The organism is Polyangium sorediatum (assembly GCF_029946465.1).
Taxonomy (GTDB): Bacteria; Myxococcota_A; Polyangia; order Polyangiales; family Polyangiaceae; genus Polyangium; species Polyangium fumosum.
Genome location: NZ_JARZHI010000004.1, coordinates 309,267 through 322,209 on the forward strand (window position 1 = coordinate 309,267; position 12,943 = coordinate 322,209).

The 12,943-nt window shown below is 69.9% G+C and carries 13 protein-coding genes; 9 read left to right on the forward strand and 4 right to left on the reverse strand.

From position 1 onward, the window contains the following. Positions 1–61: 61 nt before the first annotated feature. From QHF89_RS07430 to QHF89_RS07445, 4 genes are all read left to right on the forward strand, one after another. Positions 62–880, forward strand: a complete 819-nt coding sequence (locus QHF89_RS07430; protein WP_136965789.1) for a PP2C family protein-serine/threonine phosphatase — start codon at positions 62–64, stop codon at positions 878–880. A 184-nt stretch (positions 881–1,064) separates the two neighbouring features. Then, a complete protein-coding gene (locus QHF89_RS07435; protein ID WP_136965788.1) occupies positions 1,065–2,072 on the forward strand; it encodes a D-alanine--D-alanine ligase family protein in 1,008 nt (335 codons plus the stop codon). A gap of 11 nt (positions 2,073–2,083) precedes the next feature. Further along, positions 2,084–3,451 carry an AAA family ATPase gene (locus QHF89_RS07440; protein ID WP_136965787.1) on the forward strand — a complete coding sequence of 456 codons (1,368 nt, stop codon included), beginning with the start codon at positions 2,084–2,086 and terminating at the stop codon, positions 3,449–3,451. Continuing rightward, positions 3,448–4,146, forward strand: coding sequence for an HNH endonuclease (locus tag QHF89_RS07445; protein ID WP_136965786.1), 699 nt, complete (start codon positions 3,448–3,450; stop codon positions 4,144–4,146). Before QHF89_RS07440 ends, QHF89_RS07445 begins: the two co-directional genes overlap by 4 nt. Before the next feature lie 320 nt (positions 4,147–4,466). On the opposite strand, the gene QHF89_RS07450 is transcribed toward QHF89_RS07445, so the two are convergent. Then, entirely contained in the window at positions 4,467–5,138 is a 672-nt protein-coding gene (locus tag QHF89_RS07450; RefSeq protein WP_136965785.1) for a sterol desaturase family protein, read from the reverse strand. 144 nt (positions 5,139–5,282) lie between these two features. Between QHF89_RS07450 and QHF89_RS07455 the strand changes: the two genes are divergently transcribed. Beyond that, positions 5,283–6,764: a DUF4912 domain-containing protein gene (locus QHF89_RS07455; RefSeq protein WP_136965784.1), complete on the forward strand. Its 1,482-nt coding sequence runs from the start codon at positions 5,283–5,285 to the stop codon at positions 6,762–6,764. A gap of 61 nt (positions 6,765–6,825) precedes the next feature. Further along, positions 6,826–7,794: a hypothetical protein gene (locus QHF89_RS07460; RefSeq protein ID WP_284720191.1), complete on the forward strand. Its 969-nt coding sequence runs from the start codon at positions 6,826–6,828 to the stop codon at positions 7,792–7,794. On the opposite strand, the gene QHF89_RS07465 is transcribed toward QHF89_RS07460, so the two are convergent. Genes QHF89_RS07465 through QHF89_RS07475 form a run of 3 tightly spaced genes read right to left on the reverse strand, consistent with a single transcriptional unit; the run spans position 7,795 to position 11,151 of the window. Further along, the gene (locus QHF89_RS07465) at positions 7,795–8,721 is read right to left on the reverse strand and encodes a hypothetical protein (protein WP_136965783.1); all 927 of its coding nucleotides are present in this window, start codon (positions 8,719–8,721) and stop codon (positions 7,795–7,797) included. Positions 8,722–8,769: 48 nt separating this feature from the next. Beyond that, positions 8,770–10,170, reverse strand: a complete 1,401-nt coding sequence (locus tag QHF89_RS07470; RefSeq protein WP_284720192.1) for a protein-disulfide reductase DsbD family protein — start codon at positions 10,168–10,170, stop codon at positions 8,770–8,772. Positions 10,171–10,227: 57 nt separating this feature from the next. Beyond that, positions 10,228–11,151 carry a tetratricopeptide repeat protein gene (locus QHF89_RS07475; protein ID WP_284720193.1) on the reverse strand — a complete coding sequence of 308 codons (924 nt, stop codon included), beginning with the start codon at positions 11,149–11,151 and terminating at the stop codon, positions 10,228–10,230. Positions 11,152–11,272: 121 nt separating this feature from the next. Between QHF89_RS07475 and QHF89_RS07480 the strand changes: the two genes are divergently transcribed. The 3 genes from QHF89_RS07480 (at position 11,273) to QHF89_RS07490 (ending at position 12,922) form a co-directional block, all read left to right on the forward strand. After that, a complete protein-coding gene (locus QHF89_RS07480) occupies positions 11,273–11,608 on the forward strand; it encodes a hypothetical protein (protein WP_136929490.1) in 336 nt (111 codons plus the stop codon). Next, complete coding sequence (locus QHF89_RS07485) at positions 11,605–11,943, forward strand: hypothetical protein (protein WP_136929491.1); 339 nt, start codon at positions 11,605–11,607, stop codon at positions 11,941–11,943. Before QHF89_RS07480 ends, QHF89_RS07485 begins: the two co-directional genes overlap by 4 nt. A 142-nt stretch (positions 11,944–12,085) precedes the next feature. Beyond that, complete coding sequence (locus QHF89_RS07490) at positions 12,086–12,922, forward strand: RomY N-terminal domain-containing regulatory protein (protein ID WP_136965781.1); 837 nt, start codon at positions 12,086–12,088, stop codon at positions 12,920–12,922. Positions 12,923–12,943 lie beyond the last annotated feature (21 nt).

Consider the following 12,943-nt stretch of genomic DNA (forward strand, 5'->3'; position numbering starts at 1 on the left):
GACGGCCCTCTCGACAGGGGGGGCCGGGGCGGATTATCGTCGGAATGATACGAGCTCGACGATGGGCACACCGCACGACCGGAACGACGCTTCGCGTCAAAATGAAGCGCCGACGCTTCGAGGGCGGTGGCCTGTCCGTTCGGCGGCGCGCACCGACGTCGGCAAGCATCGCAAGGGCAACGAGGATGCCTTCTTCCATGATGACGAGCTCGGGCTCTACATCGTGGCGGACGGGATGGGGGGCCATGCCGCGGGCGAGGTCGCGAGCCATCAAGCGGTGGACACGATCCACGGGATGGTGAAGCGCGGGCTCGGCACGCTCGGCCCGATCGACGGGGAGCTCGACGAGGCCCAGGCGCGCGCGGCCTGCCGGATCATGGAGGGGGCGATCCAGGCGGCGACGTACCTCATCTACGCGATGGCGGAGCTCGAGCGCGACAAGATCGGGATGGGCACGACGATCAGCGCGGCGCTCTTCCTCGGGCGATCGCTGGTCTTGGGGCAGGTGGGCGACAGCCGCATCTACCAGATCCGCGAGGGCGTCGCGGTGCAGCTCACCGAGGATCACACGTTGCTCGCCTGGCAGATCAAGCAAGGCCTGCTGACGCCCGCGGAGGCGGCGAAGGCCACGCACAAGAACGTGATCACGCGCGCCGTGGGCAACCGGGACTACGTCGAGGTGGACACGGCGGTGATCGCGGTGCGGGCGGCGGATCGGTACCTGCTCTGCTCGGACGGCCTGCACGGTTACCTGAACACCGAGGAGATCCCGGACATCACGGCGCTCGGGGGCGCCGACGCGGTGACGCGGTTCATCGACCTCGCGAACGGGCGTGGGGGGAAGGACAACATCACCGCCGTTCTTGTCGAGGTTGTGTAGTCCCGGAGGAGGACGCCTCGCGTTGCGATCTCCCTAGAACATCGTTCCGATGTTCTAGATCCCGAATCATCCCGTGCAGATCCGAAGTTGTCCGTTTTGTTGACCCCTCCGTCGATTGTCTGATACCCGCCGGCAAGAAGGTCGTGACGTGGTCCGAGCGTTCACGTCGACGGAGGTAGATTCGATGAAGAGGCGATCGATGCGGAGGCGGGTCGGCGTGATCATGGGTGGATCGTCGTCGGAGCTGTCCGCCGGACATGCCGTGGCGGAGGCGCTCACGGCGCGCGGCCACGAGGTGGTCCGCCTGTCGCTCGGCGAGAGCTACGGCCCCGACCTCGCGTCCGTGGTTCAGAAAGCCCGGATCGACGTGGCCTTCCTGGCCCTCTCGGGCCGCATGGGCGAGGACGGCTGCGTGCAGGGGCTCCTGGAGCTGCTTCGCATCCCGTACACGGGCTCGTCCGTGCTCGCGAGCGCGCTGGCGATGGACAAGCTGAAGGCGAAGGAGATGTTCCGCCTGCACAACGTGCCCACGCCGCCGTACTACACGGTGTCGGTCGACACGGACCTTTCGGACCTCGACGGTCTGCACGGCTCGTTCGGGTACCCGGCGATCGTGAAGCCGCGCGGCGAGGGGTCGAGCCAGGGCGTTAGCCGGGTGACCAACCTCGACGAGCTGCGGGCGGCGCTGGAGCAGGCGTTCGAGTACGACGACATCGCGCTCGTGGAGCGGTTCGTGACGGGCGTGGAGATCAACGTCGCGATCCTGGACGGGCAGGTGCTCGGCTCGTTCGAGGTGGCGACGCCGAAGGCGATGCTGGAGGATCCCTCGGCCGAGCTCGTGAAGGTGGAGCTCTCGCCGCAGCGCGAGCGCGGCGTGCAGAACCTGGCGGAGCGTGCGGCGCGCGCGCTCGGCTGCACGGGCGCGGTGCGGGTCGATCTGCTCGTGACGGCGGGCGAGAACGAGTACGTGCTCGAAGTGAACACGCTGCCGGCGCTCTCGCCGGACGGCCTGCTCGCGCGGGCGGCCGCGACGAAGGGCTACGACTTCGGCGAGCTCTGCGAGACCGTGCTCGACGGCGCGAAGCTCGCCCAGCCGGCGCGCCGGAAGACGCCGGTGGACACGCTCTCGGCAGGCGGGTTCCGCGCGAGCGCGGCGACGGCGCCGGTCGCGATGATGAAGTCGGTGGGGTAGGCTCCTCGCGTATGCGAGTCGCTCGCCTGGAGCTCTCCGGCATCGGGCCCTTCGAGGACGCGGTCTTCGAGGTGCCCGAGCCACCCGCGGGGAGCTCGGGCGAGCTTGTTTTTTTCGAAGGGCCGAACGGCTGCGGGAAGACGACGATCGCGCAGGCGATCGCGCTGGCGGCGTGTCCGGGGGTGCTCGTAGACGCGCCGGGTTCTGACGTCCGCCTGCCGACCATCGCGTGGCGCCGACGCTTTCGAAACATCGAGAAGCATGCGCTTATCACGCTCGATGTCGATGGCAGGACCAAGGCGGTCCAGGCGGGAGCGTCCTCCATCTCCGTGCAGGGCAGCCCCTACCAGATGTATTTCGGCGATGGGGATCGTGTCCAAAGAAACTTCCCGCCGGAGCGCAGCGGCGTCCCGAGCTGCGTTGCCTACGCCTTTCGAGGCCACCAACCCACACCCGTGATCGACAGCCCCGGCCCACGGGAGCTCGACGTCAAGCACATCCGCCGGCGCGACCTCTTCTTCGGCGAAGACCCCGCGGCCCAGTTCTTCGGCCAGCTCCTCGTCAACCTCGACTACGATCGCGCCCGCACCTACGCCTTCATCCCGCGGGCCACCGGGGAGGAGCGCGAGAAGCTCGAAGCTTCCCAGCGGTCGCTCGACGCTGCCATCCATCGCTTCGAGGTCGCCCTCTCCCGCGTCCTCGATCGTCGCGTCGAGATCCGCTTCGAGCTCGGCCGCATCACCCCGCGTTTCCTCTTCGACGATCAGGAGATCCCGCTCGACATGCTCGGCGAGGGCCTGCGGAGCACGCTCTCCTGGCTCGCCGATCTGCTCGTGCGCCTCGAACTCACGCCCTGGGAGCGCAAGGACCTCTCCCCGTTCGATCAAGAGTTCTGGCTCATCCTCGACGAGGTCGAGGTCAACCTGCACCCCGCGATGCAGGCGCGCCTCTTTCCCACGCTCCGCAAGCTCTTCCCGAACGCGCGCATCTACGCCACGGTCCACTCGCCCTTCGCGGTCGCCGCCGCGGGGGAAGGGACCGTCTTCTCCATCCGGCCGCGCAAGGACCGCCTCGTTGCCGGGCCGCAGACCGTGATCAAGCTGGAGCCTGGGCAGTCGCTCGCCTGGGTCGTGAAAGAGGTCTTCGGCATCGAGCAGCGGTTCCTCGACGAGGAGACCGAGCGGAAGCTCGAAGAGCACGAGCGCGCCGTGAACACGCTCGCCGCGGGGCACCCCATCGACTGGCCCTCGTTCCTGGCCCTTCGCCGCTGGCTGATGGACCTCAACGAACAGGTCGCCACGCTCGTCGCCATGCGCGAGGTCGAGGTCCAGGACGCCATCGACGCGAAGATCGAGCAGGTCGAGGACGCCGCTCCATGATGGCGTTTCGCCGCCGGAGCGCGCCCGCGTTCTGGCGCGACAAGGAGCGCACCTACCTGTTCGATCGCGCGGGCGTATCGGCCAAGGTCGCCCTCTCGGGCTGGCAGCACCAGAACAAGAAGCTCTCGCGCTGGTTCCACGAGGAAGTCCGCCCCGAGGGCGAGCCACGCCTCTGCGCCTACTGTGACGCGCGTCTGCGCGAGTCGTCTCCGGAGACCATCGACCACTTCGTCCCCGAGCACGCCGTCCCGGCGTGGGGCCTCTCCTGGCAGAACCTCTACCCCTCGTGCTCCCTCTGCAACAGCGGCCTGAAGAAGACGAAGTGGTCCTGCGGCTTGCTCCGGCCCGATGGCGACGTCGCCTCCGCGGAGGGCGATGATCTCCAGGCGTTCCTGCGCTGGTTCTCCTTCGAGCCGGGCAGCGGCAAGCTCGCGCCGGCCCGGAACCTCGAACGCGCCGAGCAGGCGCGCGTGCGCCTCACGATCGGGATGTTCGGACTCAACGAGTCCACGCGTTGCCAGGCTCGTTACGACGTCTGGCAGACGCTCCTCGACGTCGCCAAGCCCCCCACCAACCACGCCCGCCTCGACGCGCTCGTCCGGAGGGGGCCGTACCGATTCGTCGCGCTTCTCTTCATGGCGCAATACGAGCGGCGTCACGACGGGGCGCCGTCCTCCAAGCGCCCGGCGGGCTGATTCCCGCTCCCCGCTCCCCCGACAAGCCATCTCGCGCCCCTCGCCGCGTGTCGACGGTCGCTGGTCAACGTGACGCGAGGGTGTCGCCCCGGCGTCGACGGTCGCTGGTCAACGTGACGCGAGGGTGTCGTCACGGCGTCGACCGTCGCTGGTCAACGTGACGCGAGCGGGTTACCTCGCGTCGAGGGTCGCTGGTCGACGTGACGCGAGCGGGTCGCTTCGCGTCGACGGTCGCTGGTTACCGTGACGCGAGCGGGTCGCCGCGGCGTCAGGGGGCTCGCGTCATCGTGACGCGGAAGGGTCGCCTCGTGGCGACCCCCTCACGCGTCGTTGTGCTTCCTCGCCAGCGTCCCGAAGAGCCAGTCGCAGAGCGGGAACGTGATGTTGAAGTTCTCGTGCGCCATGCGGCCGAGGTCGTGGTGGAGCGCGTGTCTCCGGCGCAGGGCGCGGACGAGGCGGCTTCGCGCGAGGCGCGAGCGCTCCGGCAGGTGGTAGGCGAAGTGGAGCCACTCGTAGGTCAGGAAGTAGCCCATGGCGGTGGCCACGAAGAGCCAGCCGGCGTTCGGGGTGGCGACGGCGAAGAGCAGGAGCGCGACCGGCAGGGCCACGCCGCCGAGGACCACGAGGAGCATCACGGGGGGAAAGAGGACGATGGAGAAGTCGGCCGCGGACTCGCACGCCATCGCCTCGTGCGTGAAGAAGCGGTGGTGCCGCAGGGTGTGGCGCTCGTAGAGGATCGGCAGGAGCTTCTTTCTCCGGTGCATCGGGCCGCGGTGCACGAGGTACTCGACGAGGTTCGCGAACAAGAAGGTGCTCGGGACGACGAGCGCTTCGAGGAGGCGGACACGCTCGACGCGGGCGACGGCGAACACGATGACGCCGAGCGAGGCGAGGCTCGTGAACGTGAAATGCGCCCAGCCGGACGCGCGCGTGCCCGGCCTGCGTTCGGCGCGGTCCTGGCCGCGGAAGGCGAGCACGTGCGGCGGCGTCATGTCCGAAGTCTAGTGCGAGGCCGCCGTGGCTCCGCGCTTTTCCGAAGGCATTCTGCGGAGATGCTCCGGACGAACGGACGCCATGAAATCCCCCCGCCTCGGACGCTCTCGTCGCGCCGAGCTTCGTGCTAGGTTGCGCGCGAAATGGAGCGGCACGAGCTCGAGGGTTTGACGCGTGAGGAGCTGATCGCGCTGGCGGAAGAGCTCGGCATTGCCCGCCCGCGCGCGCTCACGATGCCGGAGCTCGTCGACGAGATCGTGACGCGCACGGCGCGGAGCGAGCGGGACCGCGCGCGGTCGCGTGGATGGATGGGGCGAGCGAGGGATCTGCTCGCAGGCGTGATCGAGCGAGGTCTGCACCTGCCCGACGTGGCGAGCGCCGTGCGGAGCGCGCCGCCGCCGGCGAAAGGCTGGCCGACGGCGCCGCCGCCGCTCGCGACCGTGACGCTCGCGGAGATCTACGCGGCGCAGGGGTTCGTGGACAAAGCGATCGGCGTGCTGGATGAGGTGCTCGCGCGGGAGCCGGAGCACACGGAGGCGCGCGTGCTGAGGCAGCGGCTCGTCGCAGGAGGAGCGGCGCCCGCGGTCGAGGAAGAGATGCGGAGGGAAGCCGTGACCACGCCGAGCAAGACGGACAGCGAGGAACAGCCCACCGAGGACGAGAGAACGGCGGAAGCCGCGGAGGTCGAGGTCGCGGCGGAAGCGGCGCCGGTTGCGGAAGCGGTCGCGGAAGCGGAAGCGGTGCCGGAAGCGGTGCCGGTCGCGGAAGCGGCTGCGGAAGCGGAAGCGGAAGCGGAAGCGGCGCCGGTTGCGGTCGCGGAGGCGGAAGCGGTCGCGGAAGCGGTCGCGGAGGCGGCTGCGGTCACGGAGGCAGCGGCAGAAGCGGAAGCCGAAGCGCCTGCGTGGTCGGCGCCCGAGGCGGATGCCATCGAGGAGCTGCCGCTGCCCGAGCGCTACGACGTCGACGAGATCGTGGCCATCGCCGTCGATCCCGCGACGATCTACCTCTACTGGGAGGTGCGACCCCTGAGCCTCGCGCGCGCGCGGTCGCGGCATACGGACGGCGCGCTCGTGGTGCGCATGGTGCAAGTCACCCCGAGCTGGGATGGTCCGATCATCGAGCAACGGGACCTGCGCATCGACGCGCTCTTCGGCGACGCCTACCTCCGCAACTTGCAGCACGGGTCCAACGTGCGCGTGAGCATCGGCTGGCTCGCGCACGGCATGTTCGAGCCCTTCGCGATCGGCGCCGAGGTGATGACGTCGCGCAGCGAGCCCACGACGTCGGTCTCGACGCGCGTCGCGCGATGGACGCCCGAGCGAGGCGCACACGGCCCGGCCGGTGTCGCAGCCGCAGCGCCGGTGCGCGCGACGGCCGGGGCGCCCGCACCCGCCGAGATTGAGGCGATGCTCGGGCCGATCCTCACGGGCACCATGGCCCCCGCGCAGCAGGGCGCGGCCGGGCGGATCGAGGCGATCGGCGCTCGATGGCCCACGCTCGATTTCGGCGACCGCGGCGCGCCCGCCGAGGCGTCGAGGTCGAGCACGCCTGCGCGCGGCGGCGCGAGCGAGCTGCCTCGCGGCGGCGCGAGCGAGCAGGTTCGTCCCGGACCCCGCGAACGGTAGGTCGCGACGACAAATCGTCGGATCGTGCGCAACTCGTCGCGTCTCGCGTCGATGTACGCGCATGGTCCAACGAGTTGGCTCTGAAGTACGGTTCTCCATTCCCCTGGCCCTCGCCGCCGCGCTCGCCGTGCTTCTCCACGTGACGCCGGCGCACGCCGCGTCGACGTTGCCGGACGACGACTGGGCGTTCCACGCGGTCACGGATCTCGACGACGCCTCGATGCACGAACTCTGGAGCGACGGCGCGTCGCGGGGATCGTTGTGGGTCTCGTTGCAGGCGTCGTTCGTGCGTCGCGACGAGGGGAGAAACGATCTCGGCGCGATGGTGCTCGTGGGGGTCCCGATCGAAAGGATCGCCGAGCCTGCGGGGGCACGGCGCGCGCGAGGCCGCGTCTCCAAGGCGACGAGCGTGGATCCGGTCGCGCCCGCGCCGGAGCCCGCGCCTTCCGCCGCACCGGCGGCCGAGGCGGTGGCGCCACGGGAAGCGCCGCGGCTCGTGCTCTCGCCGTCCGTCGCGCGCGCCGTCGTGTCGGCGGCGATCGAACATGCGCGCCTCGAAGAGCACGTCGCGCGCGTCGATCGCGTGGCGTCCCGGGCACGCGCGTCCGCCCTCCTGCCCGAGCTTCGGCTGCGCGTGACGCGCCTGCTCGACGAAGCACGCGCGCTCGCGCCGACGGAGTACGATCCGGATCGCGTGACGGCGTCCGGCGGATCGAGCCTGTGGCTCGAAGCACGCGCGACGTTCCGCCTCGATCGGCTGGTCTTCGCCGACGAGGAGGTCGCGCTCGAGCGGCTGCGTGAGGAGCGCGCCGCCACGAGGCACAAGCTCGAAGCGCGTGTCCTCGAAGCGCTCTTCACGTGGCAACGCGCGTGCGTGGAGCGAGACGACGAAGCGCTTGATCCGGAGGCGCGGACGCGCGCGACGCTGGTGGTGCTGGAGGCGGAGAGCACGCTCGACGTGCTGACGGGGGGCTTCTGGTCGCGGTGGAAGGCGGCGCGGCTCGGGGAGGACGCGGCGGCGACGCGCTGATCAGAGGATGTCCGAGGACAACTTCACCCAGCGCTCGGCCGTGCCGACGTCGCCGTCCTTGTCCTTCACGCTGGCCTTCACGAGCAGCGTCTTGCCGAGGAGCTGCTCGATGTCCGTGCCGCCGTCGATCTGGAAGCGCAGGCCGTAGAGCTTGCAGAACCCGCCCTCGTCGGGGTCGAACGTGAAGATCACGGTGAACGGGTTGATGTCGAGGTCGAGCTCGTCGACGTGGCCCGTCAGCGTCGTGATGCTCCCGGACTGGCGCAGGTTCTTCATGCGCAGCGCGATCCAGATGTGATGGCCGCCCTGCGGGCCGGCCTCGATCTGCGCGAGGTCGTAGTCGCTCGTCGGCAGATAATCCGCCTGGCCCTTGCCCACGAGCAGCGTCGGCGGGCCATCGTTCGGCTTGCAGATGTCCGCCTTTCCCTTGGACCAGCCGGCGTTGTAGTCCTCGAGCATCGCGGGGTTCACGTACGAAGCGCCGCAGACGCCGCCGGTGCACGTCTGCGGCGCCTCGCAGCTCGGCGCCATCGAGCCGGCACACGCGGCCGCGAGGTCGACCCGCAAGAGGAGCGTGCGGCCCGCGCGGATCGTGCTGCCCGCGGTCCGGACGACGAGCGGCAAGCTCGTGCCGCCGAAGGCCTCGATCTCGACGTCGACGTCGTCGCCGTCTTCGAGGTCCGAGAAGCCGATCTCGAGGGGGATCTGAAAGGGAGACGCGCCGTCGGAGAAGAGCTCCTCGTCGCGGACGACGGCGCCGTTGACCTTGCGGATCACGTGCAAGCGCAGGACGTCGACGCCGACACGGAGATCACTCGTGACGCCGACGACGAGGTGGCCCCGGCGGGGCTCACCGCCGGAGCAGCCAGAGACGAGGAGGAGGAGGAGCGGGACGAAGAGGGAGAGAAGTCGGACGACGATAGGCATGACGGACCTCGCGACGGGAGAGGATGCGAGGTGGCGTGGGCGCGTCCGTCAGTCGATGCCTTCGAGGGCCTTGAGGAACTTGTCGGCAGGGACGAACTCGGTGAACCGCTGCCGCTCCTTGCCGGTCGAGTCGTAGATGACGACCGTCGGAAGCCCAACCACCTTGTACTTGCCCTTCACCTGCTCCACCGCGGGATCCTCGTCGTTGGTCGCGTCGACCTTGACCGCGACGAAGTTGCCCGCCTTTTCCATGACGCGCGGATCGGAGAAGGTGTGCTTCGTGAACTCTTTGCAAGCACCGCACCAGTCGGCCGTGAAATCGACCATCAGCGGCCGCTTTTCACGCTGCGCCCTCTCCATCGCCTCCTTCTCGGAGTGCTCCCACGTGAGGAGCTGCTTGCCGGCCGCCGCCTCCGCCGTCGCCACGACGTGCGGCATCTCGGGCGGCAGCTCGATGCTGATCCAGAGGATGAAGCCACCGGCCGTCGCGGCCGTGATGCCGAGCGCCTTGCGGATCTTCACGCCGAGGCCGCCGTCGCTCCAGTCGAGGTGCACCGCGCCGAGCAGGATCCCGAACAGGATCGCACCGGCGCCCGCGACCATGAACATCGTGTCATGCCGTGCCACCTTGGTCATCGCCGGGATGGCGTAGCGCAGGAAGTAGAGCGCGCAGACGAGCAGGACGGTGCCGAAGAACGACTTCACGGCGACCATCCACTTGCCACCCTTCGGCAGGCCAACGGCGAACGCGCCGACGAGGAAGAAGGGCAGGCCGAGGCCGAGCGCGTAGCAGAAGCCCACGAGCGCGCCGAGCAGCACGCTCTGCGTCTTGCCGATCCAGAGGATCACGCCGGTGAGCACGGGGCCCGTGCACGGCGCGGCGATGAGGCTGCTCACGAGGCCAAGCACGAACGCGCCGCCATACCCGACGCCGCCGACGCTGGAGAGCCGCTGCATCAAGCCTTCGGGAAGCGTGAGCTCGAAGGCGCCGAACATCGACGCGGCCATCGCGCCCATCACGATCGCGATCCCGACGTTGACCCACCACTTCTGGAGCGCCGCGCCGAAGAGGTTGCCCGTGAGCGCCGCGCCGACGAGCAGCGTGGTGAAGAGGACCGCGATGCCCATGACGAACGAGAGCGAGAGCAGAACGGCCTGCTTTCGGCTCGACGCCTGCTTGGCCCCGAAGACGCTGACCGTGATCGCGATCATCGGGTAGACGCAGGGCGTGAGGCACGTCAGGAGGCCGCCGGCGAACGCACCCACGGCGCCACCGACGAGGCCGTAGTCCTCGCGCAAGCGCGTGAAGAGATCGCGGCTGTCCTCCGCCGCGAGAGCCGCGGAGGGCGAGAGCAAGAGCACCCCGAGCGCGAGCACGGCGAGGGCGAGCGGCGCGAGCGATCGAGGCGCGAGGAGAGGAGGTTGAGCACGTCGGAAGGCGGGTCGCACGGCGCGTATGTTACCAAAGGGTCGGGCACTCGGCCCGAACCGCGAGCAACGTCCGCGTCAGTCGGCCGGCAGGCGAGCGAGGGCCTGGCGGGCCGCCTCGACCTCGTCGCGGAGCGCGATGGCGGCGGCCCTTCGGCCGGACGTGGTGCGTTCGACGAAGGCCTCGAGCCAGCGGCGGGCGTCGTCCGGTCGGCCAGCATGCAAGGCCAGCAGGCCGAGCACGAAGCGGCCGTAGCCGTTGCCCGCGGGCGCGACGGCGAGCCGCTCGATGAGATCGCCGATCCCATCGACGTCCTGCCCGAGCGCGAGCCGCGAGAGCGCGAGGTGCCCCTGGTAGAGGGGCTTGTCCGTCGTGCCCCAGCGCGCGGCGCGCGACATCGCGGCGATCGCCTCGGCGAAGCGGTGATGCAGATAAAAAAGGCTGCCAAGGGTCCAGTAGTGGAACGCCTTGCGGCTCGCGGGGCCGATGCGCGCGGCGAGGCGCAGGTGCGCGGCCGCGCCCTCGACGTCGCCGAGGGCCTGTTTGGCGCGCGCCGCGTCTTGGTGGGCGACGTCGGGCAAGACGTCGAGCGTCAGCGCTTGCTCGGCGATCGCGGCGGCCTGCGGGAAGCGGCCCTCCTCGTAGTAGGCGAGGTAGAGCTGGCGGAGCAGCATGGCCTGCGTCGTGCGATCGAGCTGCGCGCGGGTCGCGAGGCCGCGGCGGGCCCAGAGCGCGCGGGAGCGCGGCGTCGGCGCTTCGAGCGCGCGGCGGAGCATGTCCTCGGCGAGCACGGATTTCGGCCGCGCGGGGCGCTTCTTCGCCGGGGCCTTGGCGCGCTCGCGGCGCGCGGAGGGCTCTTTCGCGACGGCAGCGGCGACGTCCGCCTTCGGCTCGCGCTCGCGCTCGCGCTCGCGCGAGGTGCGGCGCGGCGCCTTTGGCTTGGCCGTCTTCCCCGCTCCTGCGGGCGCGAAGGAAGCTGGGTTGTCCTTCGCCTTGCTCACGGATCGAGCTTAGCAAGGCCCATCCAAGCGTCCAGAATTCGACAGCACCTCTGTACGAGGCCGTGCCCCCTCGCGCGGCGAGGTTGCGCCTCGGGCGGAGGCACGCCAAGGTCTCGACGCCATGGGCCAGCGGGTAACGGAGCAGGGTGGTTCGAGCGCGAGGAGGGGCCTCGCCGGGGCCTCCCTGATGCTCGCGCTCGGGTTCGTCGGGGTCGGGTGTGGTCGCCCGGCGACGCGCGCCGAGTGCGACGAGATCCTCGACAAGAGCGCCGCGATCGAGCTCGCCTCGCAGAACGTGACGGACCCGGCCGAGGTGCAGAAGAGGACGGCCGCCGTTCGCGCCGCGCGCGGGGAAGAGCTCGTCAGCAAGTGCGTCGGCCGCCGGATCACGCAGCGCGCGATGGAGTGCGTGCGCAAGGCCACGACGGCCGAGCAGGTCGATCGGTGTCTCGAATGAGCAAACCGGCGACCCGCGCCGAGGTGATCACGACGCTCGGGATCGTGCTCCTCGTCGTGGGGTTCGTCGTGTCGAAGCCGGTCCGTCGCTCTCTTTCGGCGCATCCTTCCCCGGACGCGTGCGCGGCGCTGCTCGACCGTTACGTGGAGCACATCATCCACGCGATCGACGAGAAGCCGCCGGCCTCCGAGCTCGCCACGCGCAAGGCGCAGGCGCGGACGCTCGCCTCCACGGATCCCACGTTCGCTCGCTGCCCGACCTACCTCACTGTCGACGAGGCCGAGTGCGCGATGCGCGCGAACAACGCCGACGAGTTCGAGCGATGTCTTCCGTGACGAAGTTCGACAAGCCAGAAGAATGGCGCCCGTGGGCGCGCAGGATTCCAGCGGTCGTGTCGATCTACACGTCGTTTCCTGGTCGCATCGGCGGCCCCTATGGTAGGTTCTGTTCGGGCCTTCAGGAGCCTCATCGATCGCCGTGAAAGTCATCTCACCGCTTCTCGGCTTCAACAACAACGTCAAGCACAAGGGGCGTGTCTTCCATATTCAAACGGAAGACTCGGGGCACCGTCACCCGCACGTGATCACGCATCTTTTTGCGGACGGCGGGCGCATCCTGAAGACCCTGAAGACCTCCTACGCGGAGCACCTCAACGAGGCGAACGTGCAGGAGACGGTCCGTCAGCTGATGAAGGATCAGCACAAAGCGATGTTCGTCGCTTTGCGAGACGGGCAGTTCGACCACATTTTCGAGGACAAGGTGGAGGCGGCGGCCCCCGCCCCTGCGCCTGCGCCGGCCGCCGCTGCGCCCGCGCCTGCGCCCGCGCCGCCGCCCGAGCCTGCGCCTCCGCCGAGCTACAACCCGGCGCTGCCGCAGCGCCCCTCCGTGCTCATGAACGCGGCGGATCTGCAGGCCGCGCTCCGCGGAAAACCGCCCGCGTCGCAGGCCGCGGTGCCGTCGAGCGCGGAGATCGATCTGCAGCTCGCGGCGCTCGAGCAGCAGACGAAGGCGCCTGAAACGCCGGCGTTCGTGCAGCAGACGCAGGACGTCCCGCCACCGCCCGCGTCGATCAAGAAGGGCGGCGCGCTCTTCACGGCGGGCGTCTACCGCGCGCTCGGCACGCCGGAGCCCGCGTCGTCGCCGTCGTCGTCGGCGGGTCGATACGCGCAAACGCGCCCCCCGGCCATCTTCGCGACCGCGCGTCCCGCGCAGGGAACCTCGATCTTCGGGGAAGATCTCATCAGCGAAAAATCGCTCGACGAGGTCATCCTGAGCTACCTGGCCGAGGACCTCGAGGGCGGCGAGAGCCCGTAGCCGCGCTCTCGTCCTTTCGAG

Excerpts from the sequence above, each read along its gene's own strand:
- QHF89_RS07460 (WP_284720191.1), top strand. The coding sequence starts at position 6,826 with ATGGTCCAACGAGTTGGCTCTGAAGTACGGTTCTCCATTCCCCTGGCC.
- QHF89_RS07445 (WP_136965786.1), top strand. The coding sequence starts at position 3,448 with ATGATGGCGTTTCGCCGCCGGAGCGCGCCCGCGTTCTGGCGCGACAAG.
- QHF89_RS07430 (WP_136965789.1), top strand. The coding sequence starts at position 62 with ATGGGCACACCGCACGACCGGAACGACGCTTCGCGTCAAAATGAAGCG.
- QHF89_RS07465 (WP_136965783.1), bottom strand. The coding sequence starts at position 8,721 with ATGCCTATCGTCGTCCGACTTCTCTCCCTCTTCGTCCCGCTCCTCCTC.
- QHF89_RS07450 (WP_136965785.1), bottom strand. The coding sequence starts at position 5,138 with ATGACGCCGCCGCACGTGCTCGCCTTCCGCGGCCAGGACCGCGCCGAA.
- QHF89_RS07480 (WP_136929490.1), top strand. The coding sequence starts at position 11,273 with ATGGGCCAGCGGGTAACGGAGCAGGGTGGTTCGAGCGCGAGGAGGGGC.
- QHF89_RS07485 (WP_136929491.1), top strand. The coding sequence starts at position 11,605 with ATGAGCAAACCGGCGACCCGCGCCGAGGTGATCACGACGCTCGGGATC.
- QHF89_RS07440 (WP_136965787.1), top strand. The coding sequence starts at position 2,084 with ATGCGAGTCGCTCGCCTGGAGCTCTCCGGCATCGGGCCCTTCGAGGAC.
- QHF89_RS07435 (WP_136965788.1), top strand. The coding sequence starts at position 1,065 with ATGAAGAGGCGATCGATGCGGAGGCGGGTCGGCGTGATCATGGGTGGA.
- QHF89_RS07455 (WP_136965784.1), top strand. The coding sequence starts at position 5,283 with ATGGAGCGGCACGAGCTCGAGGGTTTGACGCGTGAGGAGCTGATCGCG.